This is a genomic window from Kitasatospora sp. NPDC008115 (assembly GCF_042957205.1).
GTDB lineage: Bacteria > Actinomycetota > Actinomycetes > Streptomycetales > Streptomycetaceae > Kitasatospora.
This window is the reverse complement of record NZ_JBIBHU010000006.1, coordinates 246,831-269,126: the sequence shown is the minus strand read 5'-3', so window position 1 is coordinate 269,126 and position 22,296 is coordinate 246,831. Positions and strand designations below refer to the sequence as shown.

Annotated in this window: 16 protein-coding genes and 1 pseudogene; 4 read left to right on the top strand and 13 right to left on the bottom strand. The window is 72.6% G+C overall.

What is annotated here, in order from left to right; all coding sequences use genetic code 11:
• Nucleotides 1-29 precede the first annotated feature (29 nt).
• From ACFZBX_RS10740 to ACFZBX_RS10725, 4 genes and pseudogenes are all read right to left on the bottom strand, one after another.
• Entirely contained in the window at nt 30-1,250 is a 1,221-nt protein-coding gene (locus ACFZBX_RS10740) for a geranylgeranyl reductase family protein (RefSeq protein ID WP_391532940.1), read from the bottom strand.
• Nucleotides 1,251-1,293: 43 nt separating this feature from the next.
• Nucleotides 1,294-1,824 carry an acyl carrier protein gene (locus ACFZBX_RS10735; RefSeq protein ID WP_391533082.1) on the bottom strand — a complete coding sequence of 177 codons (531 nt, stop codon included), beginning with the start codon at nt 1,822-1,824 and terminating at the stop codon, nt 1,294-1,296.
• Nucleotides 1,825-1,923: 99 nt separating this feature from the next.
• Nucleotides 1,924-2,325, bottom strand: a pseudogene (locus tag ACFZBX_RS10730) (ketoreductase domain-containing protein); the annotation flags it as partial.
• Entirely contained in the window at nt 2,229-7,715 is a 5,487-nt protein-coding gene (locus tag ACFZBX_RS10725) for an acyltransferase domain-containing protein (RefSeq protein WP_391532937.1), read from the bottom strand. The gene ACFZBX_RS10725 and the pseudogene ACFZBX_RS10730, both read right to left, overlap by 97 nt.
• Nucleotides 7,716-8,053: 338 nt before the next feature.
• Between ACFZBX_RS10725 and ACFZBX_RS10720 the strand changes: the two genes are divergently transcribed.
• The 4 genes from ACFZBX_RS10720 (at nt 8,054) to ACFZBX_RS10705 (ending at nt 11,963) form a co-directional block, all read left to right on the top strand.
• Nucleotides 8,054-9,142, top strand: a complete 1,089-nt coding sequence (locus ACFZBX_RS10720; RefSeq protein ID WP_391532935.1) for a glutamate--cysteine ligase — start codon at nt 8,054-8,056, stop codon at nt 9,140-9,142.
• A gap of 320 nt (nt 9,143-9,462) precedes the next feature.
• On the top strand, nt 9,463-10,647 hold the full coding sequence (locus tag ACFZBX_RS10715; protein ID WP_391532934.1) for a zinc-dependent alcohol dehydrogenase: 1,185 nt from the start codon (nt 9,463-9,465) through the stop codon (nt 10,645-10,647).
• A gap of 31 nt (nt 10,648-10,678) precedes the next feature.
• Nucleotides 10,679-11,677 carry an SDR family NAD(P)-dependent oxidoreductase gene (locus ACFZBX_RS10710; protein ID WP_391532933.1) on the top strand — a complete coding sequence of 333 codons (999 nt, stop codon included), beginning with the start codon at nt 10,679-10,681 and terminating at the stop codon, nt 11,675-11,677.
• A gap of 145 nt (nt 11,678-11,822) precedes the next feature.
• Complete coding sequence (locus ACFZBX_RS10705) at nt 11,823-11,963, top strand: hypothetical protein (RefSeq protein WP_391532931.1); 141 nt, start codon at nt 11,823-11,825, stop codon at nt 11,961-11,963.
• Between the two features lie 22 nt (nt 11,964-11,985).
• Here the strand turns inward: ACFZBX_RS10705 and ACFZBX_RS10700 are convergent, their stop codons facing one another.
• The 9 genes from ACFZBX_RS10700 to ACFZBX_RS10660 all read right to left on the bottom strand — a co-directional run bounded on the left by ACFZBX_RS10700 (nt 11,986) and on the right by ACFZBX_RS10660 (nt 22,295).
• Nucleotides 11,986-12,147 (bottom strand): hypothetical protein, encoded by a 162-nt coding sequence (locus ACFZBX_RS10700; RefSeq protein ID WP_391532930.1) that lies wholly within the window; start codon nt 12,145-12,147, stop codon nt 11,986-11,988.
• A 139-nt stretch (nt 12,148-12,286) separates the two neighbouring features.
• A complete protein-coding gene (locus ACFZBX_RS10695; RefSeq protein ID WP_391532929.1) occupies nt 12,287-13,171 on the bottom strand; it encodes a peptidase S1 in 885 nt (294 codons plus the stop codon).
• Between the two features lie 1,222 nt (nt 13,172-14,393).
• Nucleotides 14,394-14,939 carry a hypothetical protein gene (locus ACFZBX_RS10690; RefSeq protein WP_391532927.1) on the bottom strand — a complete coding sequence of 182 codons (546 nt, stop codon included), beginning with the start codon at nt 14,937-14,939 and terminating at the stop codon, nt 14,394-14,396.
• 500 nt (nt 14,940-15,439) lie between these two features.
• Nucleotides 15,440-15,994, bottom strand: coding sequence for a hypothetical protein (locus ACFZBX_RS10685; RefSeq protein ID WP_391532926.1), 555 nt, complete (start codon nt 15,992-15,994; stop codon nt 15,440-15,442).
• Between the two features lie 1,167 nt (nt 15,995-17,161).
• Nucleotides 17,162-18,805 (bottom strand): DUF4127 family protein, encoded by a 1,644-nt coding sequence (locus tag ACFZBX_RS10680; protein WP_391532925.1) that lies wholly within the window; start codon nt 18,803-18,805, stop codon nt 17,162-17,164.
• Nucleotides 18,805-19,503, bottom strand: a complete 699-nt coding sequence (locus tag ACFZBX_RS10675) for an N-acetylmannosamine-6-phosphate 2-epimerase (protein WP_391532923.1) — start codon at nt 19,501-19,503, stop codon at nt 18,805-18,807. Before ACFZBX_RS10675 ends, ACFZBX_RS10680 begins: the two co-directional genes overlap by 1 nt.
• Nucleotides 19,500-20,507 (bottom strand): ROK family protein, encoded by a 1,008-nt coding sequence (locus ACFZBX_RS10670; protein ID WP_391532921.1) that lies wholly within the window; start codon nt 20,505-20,507, stop codon nt 19,500-19,502. Before ACFZBX_RS10670 ends, ACFZBX_RS10675 begins: the two co-directional genes overlap by 4 nt.
• A complete protein-coding gene (locus ACFZBX_RS10665) occupies nt 20,504-21,343 on the bottom strand; it encodes a carbohydrate ABC transporter permease (RefSeq protein ID WP_391532919.1) in 840 nt (279 codons plus the stop codon). Before ACFZBX_RS10665 ends, ACFZBX_RS10670 begins: the two co-directional genes overlap by 4 nt.
• On the bottom strand, nt 21,333-22,295 hold the full coding sequence (locus ACFZBX_RS10660) for a carbohydrate ABC transporter permease (protein ID WP_391532918.1): 963 nt from the start codon (nt 22,293-22,295) through the stop codon (nt 21,333-21,335). The genes ACFZBX_RS10665 and ACFZBX_RS10660 overlap by 11 nt, the downstream gene beginning before the upstream one ends.
• Nucleotide 22,296 lies beyond the last annotated feature (1 nt).

The following is a 22,296-nucleotide window of genomic DNA, read 5'->3' as shown; positions in this document are numbered from 1 at the left end:
GCCAGGCGCTGCCCCGGGCCCGGCCGCTGTCAGCGGCCGGGAAGCGGCGGCTTCGCGGCTCCGGCCGGGAACCGATTGGTCAGGGCGACGGCGGCGCGCACGACCGGCGTGGTCATGATCCCGGCGACGCTGGTGCGGCCGGCGACGTAGGCGTCGAGCCGGCGCCACGCCAGGGGCAGGCGGGTCAGGACCGTGTGGACGAGACCGGGGCTGCGGACGAAGAGGTCCATCAGTGTGCTGCTGGCCCGCATCTCCACCCCTAGGACGTCGTCGATCTGCCGCGCGTAGCGGTCCACTGCCTCGTGCGCATCCGCCGCGTCGGAGGCGTGGACGAGGCGGACGGCGGCGCTGCCGGCCAGGCCTCCCGAGCGCAGGGCGTACGAAATGCCTTCCCGTGACCAGTGGTCGAGCAGGGCCGCGGCGTCGCCGGCGACCAGCACCCGCCCCCGGGAGAGGGGTGACCCGGGGCGGCGGCACCGGGTCAGGTGGCCGGTGTCGTGGAGGGGGCGGGGACCGAGGAGACCGTGGCGTCCGAGGAAGTCCTCCTTGTAGGCGCGCAGGGCGACGGGGTTGCCCCGGGCGGCCACCACGCCGGCGGTGCAGACGTCCCCCTTGGGGAAGACCCATCCGAACGAGCCGGGCAGGGGCCCCCACTCCATGAGAAGACGGCCCCGCCATCGGGCGGACGTCCTTTCGTCGACCGGTACCTCGGCCTCCAGTGCGAGGTCGACCTGGGCACACTGGACTCCCACGTACCGGGCGACCTTGCCGGCGCTGCCGTCGGCGCCGACGAGGGCGCGGGCGCGGAGCGTCTCGCCGCGTCCGGTCCGCACGGTGACGGTGTCGCCGTCCTGCTCCAGGGCGGCCAGCGCGGTGCCGTCCCGGACCTCCGCGCCGACCGCGGCGGCGGCTTCGGTCAGGGCCTCGTCGAACTCGCTGCGGTGGACCATCGCGATGGTCGGGCAGGCGGAGGTGAGGGTGCGTTCCCTCCGGCCGTTGAGGCCGAAGGTGAACTGCCCCGCCGTGTCGTGGATGTTCAGCCGCAGGCCGGGCGGCAGGGCCGCGAGCGAGGCGCCGATGAGACCTCCTCCGCAGGTCTTGTAGCGGGGGATCGTGGCGCGCTCCAGCAGCAGCGTCCGGCAGCCGTTCTCGGCGGCGACGCGCGCGGCGGTGGTGCCGGCCGGGCCGGCACCGACGACGATCACGTCCCAGGCGCCGGGGCGGCGGGTGGGACCGGAGAACGGGGGCATGGGTGGTCACCTCTCGGTCGGACGGAACGGGCGGGTGGGACCGTCAGCCGGGAACGGCCGGCGAGGCGACGGCCGGTGCCGACTCGGGCGCCGCGTCGTCCTGCGCAGGCGCGGGGTGGAGGCGGGCCAGGAGGTACCGGGTGAGGGCGGAGGCGGTCGGGTGGGTCCACATCACCGTGGCGGGGATGTCCAGGTCCAGTTCGCGTTGCAGCCGGTTGCGAAGGGCGATCGCCATCAGCGAGTCCAGGCCGATCGTGACGAGGGACGTGTGGGCGTCGAACCGGTCGGCTGCCACGCGCAGGACCGCGGCGATGTGTTCGACGACCCGGGGCTCAAGCAACCGCTGTCGCTGCCGGGGGCCGGCCGTCTCCCGCAGTGACGCCAGCAATGCGCTGCCGGTGGCGGGGTCCGTGCCCGCCGCGGGCTCGGCCAGTTCGGCGAAGAAGGCGGTGCGGCCGACGGCGGGGCAGGACTCCAGCCACCGGGCGAAGTCCGCCGGGGTGTAGGCCGTACGGTCCCGGTCGTGGGAGAGGATGCGTTCCAGGGCCGCGATTCCTTCGGCCGGCGCGATCATGGCGTAGCCGCGCTCCTCCATCCCCGCACCGCGGCCGACTTCCGCCCAGGGGCCCCAGTTGACACAGAAGGTCGGCAACCCCTGGGCCCGGCGCCAGGAGGTGAACTCGTCCAGCCAGGCGTTGGCGGCCGCGTAGGCGCCCTGTCCGGGGCTTCCCAGCAGCGAGGCGGCCGAGGAGAAGCCGACCCACCAGTCCAACTCCTGGCCGGCGGCGGCATGGTGGAGCAGCCAGGCCCCGGTCGCCTTGGGCCGCCAGACCCTCTCCAGGAGGGCGGGCGTCAGGTTGGCGACGGTGGCGTCCTCGACGACGGCCGCGGCGTGGACGATGCCGCGCAGCGGGTGGCCTGTGTCCAGCGCGGTCCGTACGAGGGTGTCGGCGACGCCGGGCGCGGCGAGGTCCGCGCTCACGACCTCGACACGGGTGCCGAAGTCGGCGGTGACGGCGTCGAGGGCGGCGCGGACGGACCGGGTGGGGGCGCTGCGGGAGGTGAGCACCACGGCGGCGGCACCCCGCTCGGCAAGCCACCGGGCGACCAGGACGCCCAGGCCGCCGAGACCGCCGTGACCAGGTAGCTCGCGTCGGGCCGGACGACGGGCACGTCCCCGGGACGCACGGGCAGCAGGGTGTCGGTACCGTCGACGGGCCAGGTGAGGACGAGCTTGCCGGTGTGCCGGGCGGCGGCCATGGTCTGGAAGACCGGGGCCGCCTCGGCCACGGGGTGCTCGGTGACCGGCAGCAGCGGCAGGGTGCCGTCCGCGAGCAGGTCCGTGAGTTCGCGGTAGCCCTCGGCGAGGAGGGCAGGGTCCTGGCGCATCATCATCAGCACGTCGACGCCCGCGAAGGTGATGTTGCGCCGGAAGGACAGCAGCCCCAGCCGGGTGTTGGCGTAGATGTCCCGCTTGCCGAGTTCGATGAACCGTCCCCGGTGCGCCAGCAGGCCGAGACCGGCGGACTGCGCCGGACCGGTGAGGGAGTTGAGGACGACGTCGACGCCGCGGCCGCCGGTGAGCTCGCGCACCCGGTCGGCGAAGTCCAGGGTGCGCGAGTCCATGACGTGCTCCACCCCCAGGCCCCGCAGGTAGTCCCGCTTGTCCTCGCTGCCCGCGGTGGCCCAGACCTCCGCGCGGAGCACCCGCGCCAGGTTCAACGCGGCCAGGCCGGTGCCACCGCTCGCCGAGTGGATGAGCACCTTCTCGCCCGGCCGGAGCCGGGCCAGGTGCCGCAGGGCGTACCAGGCGGTCAGGTAGGCGCACGGAAGGCCGGCGGCGTCCTGTGTCCGCACCGCCCGGGGAACCGGGAGCAGGCAGTCGTCGCGGACGGTCGCGAAGGAGGACATGACGGCCGACTCCGCCCCGTCCACGAACATCGCGGCGACGCGGTCCCCCACCCGGACGTTCCGCACGCCGTCCCCAATGGCGGTGATGACACCGGCGCCGTCGAACGCGCAGACGTCCGCCTGCTCCTCGCCCGTGTTGAAGCGCTGGTAGACGCCCATGGCCTGGAGCACGTTGATGAAGTTGACGCTCGTGGCGTCGACCCGGACCTCGACCTCGCCCGGCCCGGGCCGGCGCCGGGGCTGGGCGACGAACTCGAAGGAGTCCGGATCACCGGGGCGCGCGAGGTGCAGGGCGACCCGGTCGCACCGGCGGTCGACCGGGGAGCGACGGCGCTCGCGCTCGTCCAGCGGGGCGTTGCGCAGCCGCGCCAGGTACCGTGTCCCGCCGCGGTAGGCCACCTCGTCCTGCTCGTCGGGGCAGGAGAGCAGTTCCGCGGCCATCTCCTCGGCCGTCGTCCGCCGGTCCACGTCCAGGACCGCGGGGCGCAGCTCGGGGTGTTCGTAGCTCAGGACCCGGACGAAGCCCCGCAGACCGGCCTGCCCCAGGTCCGGCAGGTCCCCGGGTACGACCTGCTGCGCCGTGGACGTGACGGTCCACAGGCGGGGCGCCGTCGCACCCTCCGCGGTGGGGGTGAGTGCGCGCGCCGCTTCACCGAGGCGGGCGACCTGCTCCAGCGCCAGGCGGTCGGGCGACTGGTCCGGTCCGTCGCCGGACGCCGGCAGGTACACCACCGCCTGGGACGCCGCTCCCGCGTCGGTGACCGGAAGCGGGATCGTGCCGTCCGGCGCGGGCGTCCGGAGGCGCACGGCGGCGCCGCGCTGTTCCAGTGCCTTCCGCAGGGCGGTCGCGTCGGGCTCCCGCCCGGTTTCCGCGAGGAGGGTCCAGGCTCCGGTCGGGTCCAGCGCCGCCGGGCGCTCGCAGGGCTCCCAGACCGCCCGGAACAGGCGGGTGGCGAAGCGCTGCTCCGCGCTCTCGGCGGGCATGTGGCGGAACTCGACTCCGGTCGCGTCGGCGACCACGGAACCGTCCTCGGCCCACAGGCGGAAGTCCGCGCGGTAGCGGTCGCCGTCGACGCCGGTGAGGGTGACCAGGCAGTACCCGCCGAGCGGGACCGGCCCGTAGAGCCGCAAGGTCTCGATGCCCCGGGGCAGGATGCCTCCCGCGGGCACGGCACCGCTCCGCAGCACGGCTCCCGCGACGGCCTGGAGGCAGGCGTCGAGCACGACGGGATGGCAGTGGAGCGCCCGCGCGCCGATCCGTCCTTCGTCGGGTACCCGAAGCCGGGCCAGGAGCCGGGCGCCCGGGCGGTCCGCGGCCGTCCCGTCCGTGTACAGGGCACGCAGCGCGAGGAACGGCGGGCCGTGGTGCACTCCGCGCTCCTCACGCATCTGCCGGTAGACGTCCGTCGCGTCGACGGCGTGCGGGAACTCCGCCGTCAGGTCGTGCGGGTCCCGGCCGTCCGGGACGGGCTCCGACGCGGGTACGAGGTGCAGGGACGCCTGGGCGTGCTGCACGCGGGTGCCGTCGGACGCCGTGCCGGTCACCCGCCAGCGGGCCGTGTCCGGGCCGACCGCCTCGGCGGTGGCGGTGACGGTCGTGCCGTCGGTCTCCGGAAGCAGCAGCCGCTGGAGGTCGATACCGGTGATGCGCAGGCGCTCCGGACCGGCGGTGTACAGGTCGGTGGCGGCGGCGACGGCCATCTCGCACAGCGCGGCACCGGGCAGCACGACGACGTCGTTCACGCGGTGGGCGTCCAGCCAGGGCAGGGTCACGGGGGTGATGCGGGTCTGCCACAGGTGGCGGCCCCCGCCGTCGGGGTCCTCGGTGTGCGGGCCGGTGAGCGGGTGCGGACGCCCCGCCGCCTGCCGCAGCGGTGAGGGATCGACCACGTACCGGGTGCGCTCCCAGGTGGTCGGCGGCACGTCGGCCAGGGTGCCGCCGCCGTAGCGGTCGGCCCAGTCGAGCGGGTGGCCCGCGCAGTGCAGCGCCGCCACGTGGGTGTGGAACGCCAGCGCGTCGTCGGCGTCGCGCAGCAGGGAGGGCACCACGGCGCTGTCGCCGTGGCCGTGCGCGGCGAGCGTGGCCTGCACCGGGTGGGCCAGGACGGGGTGCGGGCCGATCTCGACGAACAGCCGGTATCCGTCCTCGGCCGCGGCCCGCACCGCGTCGGAGAAGCGCACCGGCCGGCGGAGGTTGTGCGACCAGTACGAGGCGTCGAAGGCCGGGAGTTCGCGCGGGTCGTCGGTGACGGTGCTGTAGAACCGTGCGGCCGGCGTCCTGCCGGTGACCTCGGCGAGTGCGTCGGCGAGGTCGGGCAGCACGGCGTCCATGTGCGCGGTGTGCGAGGCGACGTCCACCTCGACCACGCGGATGCCGATGCCCTGCGTGTCCCATGCCTCGGCGAGCCGGCGGATGCGGTCGGCGTCACCGCCGACGACGGTGTTCTCCGGGGACGCCACGACCGCCACGCCGACCCCCCGCACGCCCTGTTCCGCCAGCATCCGTTCGACCTCGGCGCGGCCCAGGGCGACCGATGCCATCAGGCCCTGCCCGGCGGTCCGCAGGATCAGCCGGGAGCGTCGGCAGATGACCCGTACGCCGTCCTCGACGCTCAGTGCTCCCGCGGCCACCGCGGCGGCGACCTCCCCCATGGAGTGGCCGATCACCGCGGCCGGTTCGACGCCGTGGGAGCGCCACATCGCCACCAGGCCCAGCTGAATGGCGAAGATCACCGGCTGGACCCGGTCGAACCCGGTCACCACCTCCGGCCGGCCCATCGTCCGACGCAGGGAGAAGCCGGACTCCTCCGCGACCAGCGGCTCCAGTTCGTCGACGACCCGGGTGAACTCCGTGTCGTGGTCCAGCAGTCCCCGGCACATGCCCGCCCACTGCGAGCCGTGCCCGGAGAAGACCCACACCACACCCTGTCCGGCGCCCGCCACCGCTCTGCCGCTCGCCACACCGAGGGGCGCGGCCCCGGCCGCCAGTTCCTCCAGCCGCGCCACCAGCTCCGGCCGGCCGGACGCGACGACGGCAGCACGCTCCCGGGCCGGCGATCGACGCACGGCCAGGGTGTGCACCACATCCCCCAGCGGCACCGTCGCCCCTTCACCGGCCAGCCACCGGGCCAGTCGCCCGGCCGCCGACCGCAGGCCTCCGGGCGTGCCCGCCGACAGCGGGAACACCCGAGGGACCTGGCACGGCCGGACACCAGGGACCGGAACCGTGCGCCGGGGCACCGGGGCGCGCTCCAGCACCACGTGGACGTTGGTACCGCTGATGCCGAACGAGGACACGGCGGCCAGCGGCGTACGCCCCCGCACCGGCCACTCGATACTCTCGCCGGGCACGAACAACCGCGTGCCGCGGGGATCGATCTGCGGATTCCAGCCGTGGAAGTTCAGGCTCGCCGGAACGATTCCGTGCCGCAGGGCGGCGATCGCCTTCAGCAGGCCCGCCACACCCGACACCGGCTCGGTGTGCCCGATGTTCGTCTTCACCGAACCCAGGGCACACCGGCCCCGGCCCTTGCCGTAGACCGCGGCCACCGCCGCGAACTCGATGGGGTCGCCCACCGCCGTGCCCGGGCCGTGCGCCTCCACCATGCCGACGTCGCCGGCGTCGACACCGGCGCGCTCCAGCGCCAGCCGGTACAGGGCGATCTGAGCGGGCTCCGAGGGCGCGCTCAACCGGGTGCCCCGGCCGTTCTGGTTGACGGCCGAGCCGCGCAGCACCGCGAGCACCCGGTCGCCGCCGCGCACCGCGTCCGCCAGTCGCTTGAGCACGACCACGCCGCAGCCCTCTCCGCGGACGTAGCCGTCGGCGGCGGCGTCGAAGGCGTGGCAACGGCCGGTGGGGGAGAACACGCCCCACAGCGCCGGAGCGACGACGCCCTCGGGCCCCAGGGTGAGCATGGCGGCTCCGGCCAGGGCGATGTCCGACTCACCGGTCCGCAGGCTCTGGCAAGCGGCGTGCACGGCGACCAGTCCGGACGCGCAGGCGCTCTCGACGACCACCTGAGGCCCCCGCAGGTCCAGCATGAAGCCCACGCGGCCGGGCCCGATGCTGTCGAAGCCGGTGTACATCGCGTAGGCGGCGGTCTCCTCCAGAGGCCGCTGCACGCGAAGCATGTAGTCCTTCTGGTACAGGCCGAAGAACATCCCCGTCGACGTACCCGCGAGCCGCCCGACGGGAATTCCGGCGTGCTCGATGGCCTCCCAGACCACTTCGGCCAGCAGCCGGTGCTCCGGATCGACCCAGGGCGCCTCCTGGGCGTTGATCCCGAAGAACTCAGGCTCATAGGCGTAGACGTCGTCGTCGAGGAAGCAGCCGTAGCGCAACCGCGCCGCGACCTCGGCGGGAAGGCCGAGCAGTTCCGTCTGCTCCCACCGCTCACGGGGCACCTCCCGCACGGCGTCCCGACGCGCGGCCAACAGTCGCCACAACGAGCCGAGGGAACGGACGCCGCCGGGGAACCGGCAGGCGGCTCCGACGACCGCGACCGGTTCGTCCCGATCTGCTGCGGGCACCGCGACTGCGGGGTGCACATGCATGACCTGTCCGCCCTTCACCGTGAGACCGGGGAAGTGGCCGATTCCGGCACGTTCCGTTCCGCGCTCCGCATCGACCGTGTGATATCCGTTGTGTCGGTACGCGGCGGAGGCGCCCGAAGGGCGCTTTTACCAGCGGTTGGTGGAGTGCCAGGGCACATCGGCAATCGAACACGCCAGGTTCAATCCATCGAGTGAATCCCATCCGTCGACCCCGCACGGCTGGCTGCCTGTCGTGCGGCAGGACGGGTCGGCTTCCGGTCGTGGTGCGGCCGCGCCGGCCGCCGGTCCCGCGCCCGATGGAACGGTTGCCGCCGACGAGTCGGGGTACCCGCCCGAGCGTGATCACTCTGGGTGTCGAGGAGGAGTACCTTCTCCTCGATTCAGCGACCGGCCTGCCGGTGGCCCGCGCCGCCGCCGTGCGCCGGGCAGCCGGCCTCCACGACGCGCTGGCCGAAGGCGAAGTCCAGCGTGAGCTGCTGCAGGCCCAGCTGGAGATCGCCACCCCGGTGTGCCACTCGCTGGACGAGGTCGGCGGGCACCTCCTGCGGATGCGCCACAGTCTGGACGCGGCGGCCCGCGAGGCAGGCTGCCTTCTGGCGGCCTGCGGCGGTGCGCCGTTCAACTGGCGGCTGCCCGTGCCGGTCACCCCCACAGACCGCTACCGGGCGATGCACGCGCACGCCCCCCGCCTGACCGACGAGCAGCTGATCGCGGGCATGCACGTCCACGTCGGCGTCCCTGACCGGCAAACCGGCGTCGTGGTGTTGAACCGGCTGCGCCCGTGGCTGCCGTTGCTGGTCGCGCTCGCAGCGAACTCACCCATGTGGCAAGGGGTGGACACGGGCTTCGCCAGCTGGCGCACCCTGGTGTTCGGCCGCTGGCCCGTCAGCGGCGCACCACCCTCCTTCACGGACGCCACCGACTACCGGCAGCGGGTCGACGCCCTGGTGGCCAACGGCCTGATCCCGGACACCGGCCAGATCTACTGGCACATCCGGCTGTCGGAGCACTACCCGACGGTCGAGGTCCGGGCCATGGATGTGCAACTGCGGCCGGACGAAGCGGTGATGCTCACCGGCGTCGTGCGGGCGCTGGCCGCCCGTGCCCTGACGGGCGGGCACGGACACCACCCGGTACCCGAGCTCGGGTTCGAGACCCTGTCCGCGGCGCTGTGGCACGCGGCCCGGCACGGTACGGCGACGGTCTTCGACCCGGTCACGGGCGGACTCGTCCCTGCCACTGAAGCGGTGGCCACGCTCCTCACGATCATCGACGACGGCCCGGAGGGCGACCGCCGGCACATCGTTCCCGTACTGGAGCGGCTGCTGCGCGAGGGCAACGGTGCCGTACGACAGCGGCGCACGCTCCGGTCGGGAGGCACAGCGGGCCTGCTGAGGATGATCACCGACGAGACAGGTGGCGCCTGACCGCGTCACGGGTCGCCTCAAGAGCGCCCGATACCGCCCGCCGGTGCGGGTCGGCCCCGGGCAGGGGTGCTCCGGGTGGGTCGGTTCAGGATCTGCCGCGGCCGCTGACGAAATCCCGGGCCCTTCGTCACCCCGCCGGAAGACGTCCCCCACCGCCGGCCGACGGGCACATGTCCAGGCCGGGCGGCCGGCTCAGGCGGCCACCCGGCCTCGTTTTCGAATCTCCCGACAGGGCAGCCGCCCAGTGGCGCGGGCGGCGGCCGAATGTCACTCCGACCGCCGAACAGAGCGCGCTCTCCCGACTGAGCGAGGTGGCACAGATGAAGGCCCTGACCTGGCACGGCAAGCGGGACGTACGCGTCGAGACGGTGCCGGACCCGAGGATCGAGGACCCGACGGACGTCATCGTCAAGATCACATCAAGCGGCCTGTGCGGATCGGACCTGCACCTCTACGAGGTTCTCGGAGCCTTCCTGGAGGAAGGCGACATCCTCGGGCACGAACCCATGGGCGTGGTCCAGGAAGCCGGGCCCGACGTCACCGAGGTCGCTCCCGGGGACCGCGTGGTGATCCCCTTCAACGTCTCCTGCGGCACCTGCCGCACCTGTGGCGAAGGCCTGCACTCCCAGTGCGAGACCACCCAGGTCCACGACTACGGCAACGGCGCCGCGCTGTTCGGCTACACCAAGCTCTACGGCCAGGTTCCCGGCGGCCAGGCCGAACTGCTGAGGGTCCCCTTCGGCAACACCCTGCCGATCAAGGTGCCCGACGGACCCCCGGACGACCGCTTCGTCTTCCTCTCCGATGTCCTGCCCACCGCCTGGCAGGCTGTCCAGTACGCCGACGTTCCTCCGGGCGGCAGCCTGGTCGTCCTCGGGCTCGGGCCGATCGGCGACATGGCCGCCCGCATCGCCCTCCATCGCGGCGCCGGCCAGGTGATCGGCGTCGACCTGGTACCCGAGCGACTCGAACGCGCCAAGGCCCGCGGCGCCACCGTGCTGAACCTCGCCGACCACCGCAAGGAACTGCCCGAGGTGATCCACGACCTCACCGACGGCCGCGGACCGCACGCCGTCATCGACGCCGTAGGTATGGAAGCCCACGGCTCCCCCGCCGCCGAACTCGCCCAGAAGGCAACCACGCTCCTTCCCAGCCGAATCGGCGCCGCCCTCATGGAACGCGCCGGCATCGACCGACTCCACGCCCTCCACCTCGCCATCGACGTCGTGCGCCGCGGCGGGACCATCTCGCTGTCCGGCGTGTACGGCGGCCAGAAGGACCCGCTGCCGCTGCTCACCATGTTCGACAAGCAGGTCCAGCTGAGGATGGGGCAGGCCAACGTCCGCCGCTGGGTGCCCGACATCCTTCCCCTGCTGCTGGACGGCGATCCGCTCGGCGTCGACGACTTCGCGACCCACCACCTCCCTCTCTCCCAGGCCCCACAGGCTTACGAGATGTTCCAGAAGAAACAGGACGGCGCCGTCAAGATCCTCTTCCGTCCCTGACCCGCACCGCCCGCAACGGTGGAGGCCCACCATGGCACGCCCTTCCCGTAGCCGCCACGACCGAGCCCAGCCCAGCGGGCCCGCGTCCCGCACCGCCGCCCGCACCACGCTGGTCACCGGAGCCTCCCGCGGCCTCGGCCTACTCATCGCCCGCGAACTGGTCCAACGCGACTGCCGGGTGATGCTCTGCGCTCGCGACCACGACGAGCTGCGGTGGGCCGAGCGGCGCCTGGCCGCCAACGGCGGGGCGGTCGCCTCCGTCACCTGTGACATCACAGCCCCCGAAGCGCCGCAACAGATCCTCGCCGCCGTCCACGAACGCTTCGGCCCCCTCGAACTGCTCGTCAACAACGCCGGGATCATCCAGGTCGGGCCCTTCGACGCCCTGCGCGAGGAAGACTTCCGCCAAGCCATGGAAACCATGCTCTTCGCACCGCTGCGACTGATCACCGCCGCGCTGCCCGACCTGCGCCGGACCGAGAAGGGGACGGTAGTGAACATCACTTCGGTCGGAGGCCGGATCCCCGCCCCGCACATGCTCCCCTACGTGGCGGCGAAGTTCGCGGCCACCGGACTCTCCCAGGGGCTGCGTGCAGAACTGGCGGCCGGCGGGGTCTCGGTCACCACCGTGCTCCCGGGCCTGATGCGCACCGGCTCCCACACGGCGGCACGGTTCCACGGCCGGGCCCCGGCCGAGTACTCGTGGTTCGCCGCCGCTGCCTCTCTGCCCCTGCTGTCGATGGACGCCGAACGCGCCGCCCGCGCGATCGTCCGCGCCGCCGACCGCGGGCGCGCGGAACTCGTCCTCACCCCGGCTGCGTGGATCGGATCGCGTGTCCACGGCCTGGCACCCGCAACCATGACCAGGCTGCTGACGCTGGCCGCCCGCCTACTCCCCGGCTCCAGCCCCGACCCCGTCCACGATGTACCGGGTGCAGAAGCGGCCCGGACATCTCCGCTTCCTCGCTGGGTCACCACTCTTGGAGACCACGCCGGCGACCGGTTCGGCGAACCTCGCGCCGGCGACTGAACGATCTTCCGCGTCCGGTACCGGTGGCCATCGGGCCGATCCCCCGCCGGGGTGCCGGCAGCCAATGCCGAGACGCCGCTCATGTTCGTTCGTGCTTGGAGTTCGGCGGGTAGGTACCAGCCTTCGATGGTGGTCCTCGCCGGGGATGAACCTGCGCACCGTCATCGCCAGGCCGGCCGAGCGGTCGACCAAAGCGGCGATCGCGGCGGTGACCCGTTCGCCCTTGATCGACTGGCCCTTGCAGGCGGGCTTGCCGGCCGTCTTCGCGCACCGGAAGCACTCGTAGACCTTGCCGTTCTTGGCGAGGTTCACCTCGCCGCCCGGACCGCAGCCCACTCCTCCTCCTTGAACAGTGGCTTGGCCATCCGGATCGGCAGGCCCTTCCCGTCACGGGCGATCTTGCGCGCCTTCACGGAGTGGCCGGTCAGCTTCAGCCCCGCCGTCGCCGGCGAGCGCAGGCTCTTCCCCACGCTGAAGGCGTTCCAGTGCTTCGGCGGAGCCTTCTTGCGCTTGCTCGAGTACGACTCGCCCTGGTTCTTGAACGCATGGGTCGACCGCGCCTCGCGTGAACGGCCCGGGCCCGGCTGGTTGCCGAGCCCGGGGACCGGGTCAGGAGAGGGCGAGCTCCGTGACGTTCTCGCCCACGATGGTCCACGCGGCGTAGAGGGTGCCGTCCTTGACGTAGGCGGCGCCGTTGTCCTTGACGATCCCGATGCGCTTGCCGGACAGAGCGATCTGGTTGGTGTCGTCGGCCTCCAGGGTCCAGTCGGCGTCCAGCGCACCCTCCTTGACCAGGGCGTTGCCGTCGTCCGTCAGCACGCCGATGCGGTCGCGGGAGAGCTCCAACTGGGCGGCGCCGTCGGCCTCCAGGGTCCACTGCGCCCCCAGCGAGCCCTCCTTGACCAGGGCGGTGCCGTTGCCCCTGAGCACGCCGATGCGGTTGCCGGACAGGGAGAGGTGGAGTGTGTGGTCGGCCTGCCCGGTCCACGCGGCGTAGAGGGGCCCTTCCTTGACCAGGGCGTTGCCGTTGCCCTTGAGGATGCCGATGCGGTTGCCGGAGAGCTGGAGTTCCTTGACGCTCTCGCCCTGCTGGGTCCACGCGGCGGAGAGAGGGCCTTCCTTGACGTAGGCGGTGCCGTTGTCCTTGAGGATGCCGACGCGGTCGCCGGACAGTGCGAGCTGCTTGACGTTGGTGGCCTCAAGGGCCCACGGGGCGGAGAGATCGCCCTCCTTCACAAGGGCCGACCCGTTGTCCTTGAGGATGCCGATGCGGTTGCCCGCGACCACTATCTGCTTCACGCCGTCGCCCTCGACGGTCCACGCGGCGGAGAGCTCGCCCGCCTTCACGAGGGCGGTGCCGTCGCCCTTGAGGAGGGCGACGCGGTCGCCGCCGTCGCCGGAGACGGTGCCGGGAACGGCCGCGCCGGCCGCGGTGGCCACGACGGCCGTGGCGGTGAGCGCCGCGAGCGCGGCTGCGGTGAACGACTTCTTCATGGGGGCCTCCGTACGGGAAAGTGGAATGACCTGGGCATGCCAAGCGACGAACCGCCCGGTGCCGAGGAACAGGAGATCACCGGACCCCGGGCGCACGGTGCGGCGCACCGCGAGCGCACGGGAGCATTTCTTCACACGGAGAACACACCCGTCATCTACGACCCGGCTCGCCGACCTGGCCGTTGTCCCGGACGACGCCAGGAACGAGGCGGCCTCGCACTTCTCCGAGCCCCAGCCGGCCCCCCTCGTGCCCCGGATCAGCCTGACCGACTTCCTCAACCGCATCAACGCCATTACCCGCCGGCCCGTCGGCACCGCCCGGTAGGCGCGAGGGCGGCGCCACGGCCGTGGTGAACCTGCCGCGGCTACGCGGTGAGGGCGTGGGCCGCGGCCGGGCTCGCCGAGCAGGTCGTCGGAGGGGCTGCTCGCCGGACGGCGCCGAGCGCTTGGCGGCGACCTCGACGGCCACACCCTCCGGGAGTTGCGCGACCACCGCGCCCGCATGGCGAAAGCGCGCCAGGAGGCGGCGGAAGCTGGCCTCAAGGTCGTCCAGGAGGTCCTGGGCCACTCCACGATCGCCCTGACCGCCGACACCCACACCTCGGTGCTGCCGTCCCTCGACCGCGAGAACGCGGAGAAGGCAGCCGCCCTGGTGCCGATCACGAACCGGCGCACCGCCACCGCGCACGCCTTCGTGCTGCACCTGGGCGGGTCGGCGGTCGCCACGGCCACGAGGGAGACGGCGGCCGCCCTCGTCGCGGAGTGGACCGCCGAGTTGCGGCACGGCGCCCCAACCGCCGACCCACCGCCCGTGGAGGTGCCTGCCGAGCCGGTGCCGTGGAACGGGGAGGGCCGGCTGTGGGAACGGCCTCCCCGCCATCAGACCCGTTCATCTCCTCGCCGCCGCACTCCACAGGCAGACCGGTGCCGTGAATTCATCGCGCGTGGCATCCTTCGAGCCGTCGAGTACGACTTCCTGACCGGGAGCCGGCTCAGCTCAGCCGCACTCGCCCAGGTCATACCGGCGCATCACCGCGGCGTCGGCATGATCACGCAGATGAAGCACCTCCGCCAGCGAGGCCGCACTACTGGCCGCGCGTCCCTCGCTCCGAGCTCAACCTCACGCGCCACCCAGCCGTCGTCATCGGCCTCAGAGTACTGCCAGAGGCCCTGGAAACTGTGCCGGGCCGCCGGTCCGTGTCCTTGGCCCGGCTGCTGCTGGTCAGAGGGAGGTGATGGTCAGGGTGGTGGCGCCGTAGTAGCCGGGGACCGTGCCGAGCCCTGCTGTGCAGAGCAGGATGCTTGCTGCCGGGGCGGTGAAGTTCAGGACGACGCTGTCCCCGGCGAACAGGCCGGAGGAGACGTTTCCGGTGAAGACGGTCACGATCGCCGCACCCACCACGGTGTTGACGGCGTTACCGGTCAGGGTGCTGGTCTGGCCGGTGTTCCAGGTGATGGTCCAGCTCGCTGACGACGGGGCGAGCAGGTCCAGGCAGGACCGGGTGGCGTTGAAGTTCAGGACGGCCGACCCCGACGTCACCGCGGGGTGACTGGGCGACACACATGGCCCGTACTGGTTGTTGATGTTGACGTTGACGGTCTGCGGGGCGAGGGTCAGTGGCGGGCTGTAGGTGATCGTGGTGCTGCTGGGAGGGACGCACGTGAGGTCGGCGACCCCGGCTGAAGCCGGTGAGGCGGTGGTCAGAAGGCCGGTGGCGGCGAGCAGGGCGAGCGCGGCGGTGACCGTGGCGAGACGGAACCTGGACATGTGGACCCATTTCAGCCTGGGGGAACAGGGCGGATTCCACTGTGCACTGCGCCTCCCGGCCTCGCGAGGGTACTGACCGGACCATCGGCCCGATGTCCGGCACAGCCCCGCCCGGTAGCGGGGCGCCAACGGGCACCTTCCTCTCGAAGGCGGGAGAACCCCCTGGTCACAGCGTCGAACCGTCAGCGGGGACCGAGGGTGGTCGCGTGGTGTCGCGTGGTGTCGTGCGTCTGCCTCCCCGCCCCGGCGATTGACCTGGGCGAGTGACCCCGGCGAGCACTCCCCCTGGTCGGCTCGGGAAACCCGGACAGCGTCCTTCGTCCTCGGCGGGCACATCAGCCGTCGGGGCGTTCTCCTCACGCGCCGGTGCGAGCTTGCGGCGGGGTGGGGCCTGTACGCGGAACCTCGTTGGGATGGCGGCAGGAGGTCGCGGCCGCCCGGCGCCGGCCGTCCTGAGGAAGCGTCGCTCCGGGCCCGGGACGGCGCCGGTACTCCGGGCGCTATCCCGCGTAGAAGACGGTCGTGCCGTCGATGTGGGTGAGTCCGCCGGGGCTCTGGCACGCGAGCAGGTCGAGGTTGCGGTCGGTGATGACGAGGCTGGCGGTGTCGCCGTTGAACAGGCCGCTGGTGATGGAGCCGTTGAGCGAGGTCACGGAGTTGCCGTTGACGAGGCTGAAGGTGCGGGTGTAGGAGAAGGTGCTGGTCTGGCCGGTGTTCCAGGTGATGTCCTGCGATCCGGTGCTGGTGGACAGGAGATCGCTGCACTGGAAGGTCAGGCTGGCGGAGCCGGAGCTCGTGCCCGACGTCAGCGACGGTGTCGTCAGGGACACGCACGTGCCGAGGTTCACGTTGTACGTGATGGTGGAGACGGCCGGGGTGTTGGTGATGCCGGGCGAGAACGTCACGACCTGGCTGCCCAGCGGGCACAGGGCGTCGCCGATGGCGGCCTCGGCGGCTTCGGCGGGGTCGGAGGCGATGACGGACGCGCAGAGGAGGGAGGCGAGCGCGCCGATCATCGGCACGCCACGCTTCACAACGCGGCTGAGGGTGCGCACAGTGGTGTCTCCTGCTCTCTGATTACGCTGCGGTGTCGGCGGAGAGCCTGTCGTCGGCGAGGGTTCCCGTCCCCGCGAACCGCGCAAACGGTCGGGCGTGGGGAGGGCCCGTTCGGCCCCGCGTCCTGAAGGCTCCCATCGCCCTGGAGGCCGCTCCACGGCGCCTCACCCGGTTGCTCGTAGGGGTCGCCGCCGGGCGGCGCCAACCTGCGGAGTATCCCGTCACCTGGTGCTCCCCAGGCCGACCACCCGCTGCGCTCGTACCCACCGCCCACCGCTCGCCGCTGTTCGACGCCGTCCCATCAGCGCTTCAACCGTGGTCGGCCGGTTTCCTCGGGTTGTCGGGCCGGGTGAGGGCTCTGGGCCCGCTGTTCTGGCGGAGGGGCCAGTCGGCGCATCAGGGGCACGGTCATGGCGGTGGAGGCCAGGGCCATGAGGACGAGCATGGTGAACAGGACCGGGCTGAGCACGCCGAGGGAGAGGCCGATGTTCAGGATGCAGCTCCTCCTCATGGACGTCGTGGGACTCGTGGCACCCCTCGCAGGACTTCTTCGAGCCGCCCTGAGAGCCCTGGCGCGCGGCCCCAGGGGAGGTGTCCCTGGTCGGCTCGCGAGCCGATTAGGGCTCGGGAACTCCGCGCTCGCGGCCCGGCAGCGGACACCGCTGCGCCGGAGCCCCGCCCCTGAGGTCGGAGCGATGGCCAAGGCAGGGGACCCCTGACCGGCGGGCGGCTCTCTCGGATCCTTCGGGTGGGCACCCGGGTGCCGGGTGACCACCCGAAGGTCGACACCCCGGAGGCGCCGGAAGCGCGGCAGCGTGGCCGGCGCCAGGGGAACGGTCTTGTTCTGCAGGAGAACGTGAAGGGGCGGGTCGGGCGCGCGGCGGCGTCGGGGACGGCGTGGAAGCCGCCGTCCGGCTGTTGTCGGCGGGCGATGCCCGTACGGCCGCCCGCCCGACCGCGCGCAGGGCGCGGTCCCGTCGCTCCGGAGGACGTCCGGAGCGGCGGGACGCACCGTTCGGCGCCCCGGGCCGGGAGGGCTCGGGGCGGTGGCCGGGGCGATGCCCGGCAGCCATGCCCGGCAGCGATCACCGGTCGTCGGATCACCCCGACGGCACCTCCACCGATCGGTGGTACCGCCACCCAAGCCCGGATCCTTCGTACTCCGCTCAGGCCAGGGTGAGGTGGGGTTCGAGCGTCACCTCGAAGAGGCGGTCCCAGGGCAGTTCGATGTGGATGTCACCGACGGCGGCGAGCTTGGCGGTGCGGGTGGTCGCGCCGCGGTGGCCGAGGACGAGGTGGTGGCCGGCGAAGTGGTCGGTGAAGTACTGGCGGGTCGCCGGGGCGAGGCGGTCCCGGACCCAGTTGTCGAAGAGGGCCTTCTGCTTGGCCGTCAGGTTCAACGGGTTCCACCCCTTGGACCTGGCCTCCGCGTAGGCGGCCTTCTGGAGGACGTTCTTCCAGTGGTCGTCCTTGACGAACCGGTAGAGCAGGTACTCCGCGTGCGCCCGGCCCGGGTCGGTCAGCGCCGGTACCCCCATGCCGCTGGTCGAACGCTTCAGGAAGGCCCAGCGGGCGGTGCCATGGGCCAGGGCCAGGCCGAGGGCGTTGCCGCCGGTGTTCCAGCCGGAGTACGACAGCAGCGCGGCCAGGTCGACGCGCTGTTCCAGCCCGGCCACCAGGTCGTGGTCGGCGCGGTTGACGAAGACCGGGTCCACCACGACGACCGACTCCCCGGCCGCCGTCAGCCCGGCGACCCGACGGGCGAACGCGGCGAGGTCGGCCGCCCGCTGGTCCTTGTTCGCCGAAGGGGTGTTGACCATGAGCACCAGGTCGGCACGGCCGTCGACGACGGTGCCGCCGACGGACTTCACGTGCCGGCGGATGTTCTCCGCGAACGGGATGCCCTCGAGTTCCGCCGTCCACTGCTCGCCGGAGATCCCGGCGTACTCCACCCGGTAGGTGGGCGAGGTGCCCGCGGCGATCAGCCGGGCGACCAGCAGCGCGTCGACCTCGTCCGCGCCGGGGAAGACCTCGACCCGCCGGCCGACCCCCAACCGCTCGACCAGCGCTTCGAGCTCGACGCGTTCGGCCCGGGCCAGGCCCACCGGAGCGGTGTCGTCCTCGGAGAGCACCAGATGGCTGATGGTGCCGTCGGCGACCCACTCGACCATCTGCCGGTTGACCTCGTGGTTGCGGGCCCGCGCCTTCAGGTAGTCGTCGACCACCGCGTCCGGGATGGTGGCCCGCACCGCCGTGAGCCGGGGCCGCAGCTCCTCCCGGCCGAGGTTCTCCACCTGGTCGTACAGCTTGGCCCACTCGACCAGCGCGGCCACGTACTGTTCGAGGTCGGGGTTGCCGGGGGTCAACGCGAGGCGCTGGATGGTGTCGTGGACCACGATCTGCGCGCTCGGCCGGGCCGCCCGCAGTGCCCGGATCGCCGCGATGTTGGCCCGCGCCGACTCAAGAGTGGGCGCGCCCGTGCGGGAGGCGATCAGACCGCCGTAGGCGAGCATGCTCACCGAGATCACGTACTCGTCGGTGCCGACCGAGCCCAGCCAGCGGGCGACGGCCGCGCCGTCCCCGGGCTGGAAGAAGCGGCCGAGGGTCTTGCGCGGCGGCAGTACGAGGTCGACGCCGGCGACGGCGGCGGTCATGGTCGGGCAGTAGACGTTGACGGGCCGGTCGTCGAGAGGGACGAGGGCGATCCGGCGGCTCGGACGTGAGGCCGCGGTGGCCGCCTGCGGGGTGAGGCCCAGCAGCGGGGCGGCCAGGACGGCGGCTCCGGCGGTAAGGACCGTGCGTCTTCTCATCAGGGGTGCACTCCGTTCGCGTCGGCGTGAGCGGGTACTGACCGGGCCAGCTCCCTGGTCAGGTACAGGGGTGAGGTGATGGCGTTGCCCACCACCACGGCGTGCGCCCCTGCGGCGTAGGCGCGTCGCAGGTCGTCCGCCGTGCGGTAGCGGCCTTCGGCGATCACCGGAACGGACAGCCGCGTGACCAGGCGTTCCAGCAGGCCGAGGTCGGGCCCCGGGGTCTTCGGGGTGTGTGAGGTGTAGCCGGAGAGCGTGGTGGCGACGGCGTCGGCGCCCGCGTCGGCCGCGGCCTGTCCCTCCGCCTCGGTGGACACGTCCGCCAGGACGAGGGCGCCGGCGGCGTGTGCGGCGGCGACGACGGCGGCGAACGGCTCGGGCCGCGAACGGTCGGTGGCGTCGATGGCGACCAGGTGCGCCCCGGCCTGTGCGACCGCTCGGGCGTGCCTGCTGGTCGGCGTGATCACGACCGGCCCGGGGCCGTCCTTCCACAGGCCGATGACCGGCACGTCCACCGCCGCCCGCACGGCGGCGATGTCCTCGGGGGCATTGGCGCGGATGCCGACCGCGCCGCCGAGGACCGCGGCGGCGGCGACCCTTGCCTGCACGGATGCGTCGCGCATCGGGTCGGCGGGTTCGTCCGGCAGCGGCTGGCAGGAGACCACCAGGCCGCCGCGGAGGGTGTCGAGAACGTTCACTGGGGCTCCGTTTCGGTGGTACGCGGGAAGGTGACCGACCGCGGCGGGCTGCCGGGTTCGGCAGGACCGGGACCGGCCTGCCCACCACCGGCAGGCCCCGGACCGGACGGCAGGCACCTGGCCCGCCGGGTCATCGCCGCCCGGGCCGCGCCGACGGCGACCGCTGCGTCACCGAGCGCGGCCGGGACCAGCGTCACGTCGGCGTGGACCGGCAGCCGCTCGGCGGCATACGCGCTCCGGGCGTACGGCAGCAGCGCTCCGCCGGCGCCTCCGGCCACCACCACCGTCTGCGGATCGAGCAGCGCCACCAGACCCGCGAGGGCCCGGCCGAGGGCGTGGCCGGCCGTGGCGAGGACCTCCACGGCGGCCGCGTCGCCGGCGGCGCAGCGGGCGGCGACCTCACGGCCGGTGACGTCCACCCCGGTGCGCAGCCGATAGGCGCGGGCCAGGCCGGTGCCGGAGGCCACGCCCTCCAGGTGTCCGGTGCGCCCGCAGCCGCAGGTCAGCTTGTCGGCGTCCGGCGCCGGAAGATGGGCCACCTCTCCGGCGCCGCCGCGCGCCCCGTGGTCGACGGCGCCGCCGCGGACCAGGCCGCCGCCGAGGCCGGTGCCGACCGCGACCAGCAGCACATGTGCGTGGCCTCGGGCGGCCCCGGCCCAGCTCTCGCCGAGGGCGGCGGCGTTGACGTCGTTGTCCACCACCACGGGCCGGCCGATGCGCCGGGCCAGCTCATCGGCCACCGGTGTCCCGGCCCAGCCGGGCAGGGAGTCGGTGGCGTACCGGACGACGCCGGTGGCCGGGTCGATGAGACCCGCGGCGCCGACGCCGACCGGACCGGCGCCGCCGAGGCGCCGGGCCAGGCCGGCGGCGGTCCGCAGCACCGCGTCCGGGCCCTGCGCGGCCGGAGTCTCGGCCCGCGCCCGGTCGAGCACGGCGCCGTCGGGTCCGACGAGGGCGGCCAGCGTCTTGGTGCCGCCGATGTCGATGCCGAGTGTGGCGTTCACTTCAGCCCCGTATGGGCGAGGCCCTCGATGAACTGCTTCTGGGCGATGACGAACACGATCAGCACCGGGACCGCGGTCAGCGACGCCGCGGCGAGCTGGACGTTCCACATGGCCCCGCCGTAGGAGTCCACGTACTGGGTGAGCGCCTGCGGCAGGGTGAACATCTCCGGCGAGGAGAGGTACACCACCGGTTCCAGGTAGAGGTTCCAGCTCTGCAGGAAAGTGAAGATCGCGACGGCGCCGAGCGCCGGCTTGGCGAGCGGCAGGGCGATCCGCCAGAACGTGCCGAAGTAGCCGATGCCGTCGATCCGGGCGGCCTCCTCCAGTTCGTTGGGCAGGCTGATGAAGAACTGCCGCATGATGAACGTGGCCATGACGCTCGGCGCGCCGAAGATCGGCACCAGGATCAGCGGCCAGTGGGTGTTGGTCAGGCCGAGGTCGTTGAACATCTGGAAGAGCGGGACGATGGTGACCTCGCTCGGGATGAGCAGGCCCACCAGCACCACCAGGAACAGCGCGTTCTGGCCGCGGAACCTGATGCGGGCGAAGGCGTACCCGGCGAGCGAGGACACGATCATCGTCCCCGCCGTCACCAGCGCGGCGATGTAGAGGCTGTTGACGTACTGCTGGACGAACGGGCGCCCGTCGAAGACGTCCTTGTAGGCCGAGACCGTCGGGTTGGTCGGGAAGAGCTTCGGCGGGTAGGAGAAGATGTCGGCGATCGGCTTGAACGACGACGTCACCATCCACCAGGTCGGGAAGACGAAGGGGATCGCGAGCACGCAGAGCAGGCCGTACAGGGCGACCCGGGTGCGCAGCGGGATTTTACGATTCATAGAAGACCCACCTCTTGCGCATCTGCCACTGCAGCACGGTGAGCGCCAGCACGATCAGCAGCAGCAGGATGGACAGGGTCGCGCCGTAGCCGAAGTGATGGAACTGGAAGGCCTGCTGGTAGAGGTAGTAGACGAGCACGGTGGTGGACAGCTTCGGGCCACCCTGGGTGAGCACCGCGATCTGCGCGAACACCTGGAGCGAACCCACGATGGTGATCACCGACGTCAGCAGGATCGTCGGGCTGATCAGCGGCAGGGTGATGGACCGGAACCGGACCCACGCGCCGGCCCCGTCGACCCGGGCCGCCTCGTACAGCTCCTTGGGCACGCCCTGGAGGGCGGCCAGGAACAGCACCATGTTCAGACCGACGTTCTTGAACACCTGCACGACGATGACCGAGAGCATGGCGGTGCCCTCGCCGCGCAGCCAGTTGGGTCCGTCGATGCCGACGGTGTGCAGCAGGCCGTTGATGCCGCCGTTGTTCTGGAGCAGGAAGCCCCAGACGATGGTCCAGGCGACCAGCGACACCACGACGGGCGAGAAGAACAGCGTGCGGAACACCGTCATTCCGCGCAGCTTCTGGTTGAGCAGGACGGCGAGCAGGAGGGCCAGGGAGAGGTTGAGCACCACCAGGCCGACCGAGAACAGGGCCGTGGACTTCAGTACCTCGGGCAGGTTGGCGTCGTCCAGCAGTTGGGTGTAGTTGTCGCCGCCCGTGTAGGTGAAGTCGCCGGCCAGCACGTTCCACTCGTACAGGCTGTACCGGAAGACCAGGGCGATGGGCAGCAGCACGAAGACGGCGCTGCCGAGGAGTTGGGGCGTGATGAACGCGAAACCGGCGAGCTGGTCACGTCGGCGCCGGGTCCAGAACGGACGTCGCGGCGGCTGCCCCGCGGGAGCGGACCCGCCCTTGGGCGGGTCCGCCACCGCTGTTCGCGGGGAGACGGACATG

What these genes read in the sequence shown, in the direction of transcription:
- ACFZBX_RS10705 (WP_391532931.1), top strand. Translation starts at nt 11,823, where the DNA reads ATGAACCTGCGCACCGTCATCGCCAGGCCGGCCGAGCGGTCGACCAAA.
- ACFZBX_RS10665 (WP_391532919.1), bottom strand. Translation starts at nt 21,343, where the DNA reads ATGAATCGTAAAATCCCGCTGCGCACCCGGGTCGCCCTGTACGGCCTG.
- ACFZBX_RS10715 (WP_391532934.1), top strand. Translation starts at nt 9,463, where the DNA reads ATGAAGGCCCTGACCTGGCACGGCAAGCGGGACGTACGCGTCGAGACG.
- ACFZBX_RS10725 (WP_391532937.1), bottom strand. Translation starts at nt 7,715, where the DNA reads ATGCATGTGCACCCCGCAGTCGCGGTGCCCGCAGCAGATCGGGACGAA.
- ACFZBX_RS10740 (WP_391532940.1), bottom strand. Translation starts at nt 1,250, where the DNA reads ATGCCCCCGTTCTCCGGTCCCACCCGCCGCCCCGGCGCCTGGGACGTG.
- ACFZBX_RS10690 (WP_391532927.1), bottom strand. Translation starts at nt 14,939, where the DNA reads ATGTCCAGGTTCCGTCTCGCCACGGTCACCGCCGCGCTCGCCCTGCTC.
- ACFZBX_RS10710 (WP_391532933.1), top strand. Translation starts at nt 10,679, where the DNA reads ATGGCACGCCCTTCCCGTAGCCGCCACGACCGAGCCCAGCCCAGCGGG.
- ACFZBX_RS10660 (WP_391532918.1), bottom strand. Translation starts at nt 22,295, where the DNA reads ATGTCCGTCTCCCCGCGAACAGCGGTGGCGGACCCGCCCAAGGGCGGG.
- ACFZBX_RS10680 (WP_391532925.1), bottom strand. Translation starts at nt 18,805, where the DNA reads ATGAGAAGACGCACGGTCCTTACCGCCGGAGCCGCCGTCCTGGCCGCC.
- ACFZBX_RS10695 (WP_391532929.1), bottom strand. Translation starts at nt 13,171, where the DNA reads ATGAAGAAGTCGTTCACCGCAGCCGCGCTCGCGGCGCTCACCGCCACG.
- ACFZBX_RS10735 (WP_391533082.1), bottom strand. Translation starts at nt 1,824, where the DNA reads ATGATCGCGCCGGCCGAAGGAATCGCGGCCCTGGAACGCATCCTCTCC.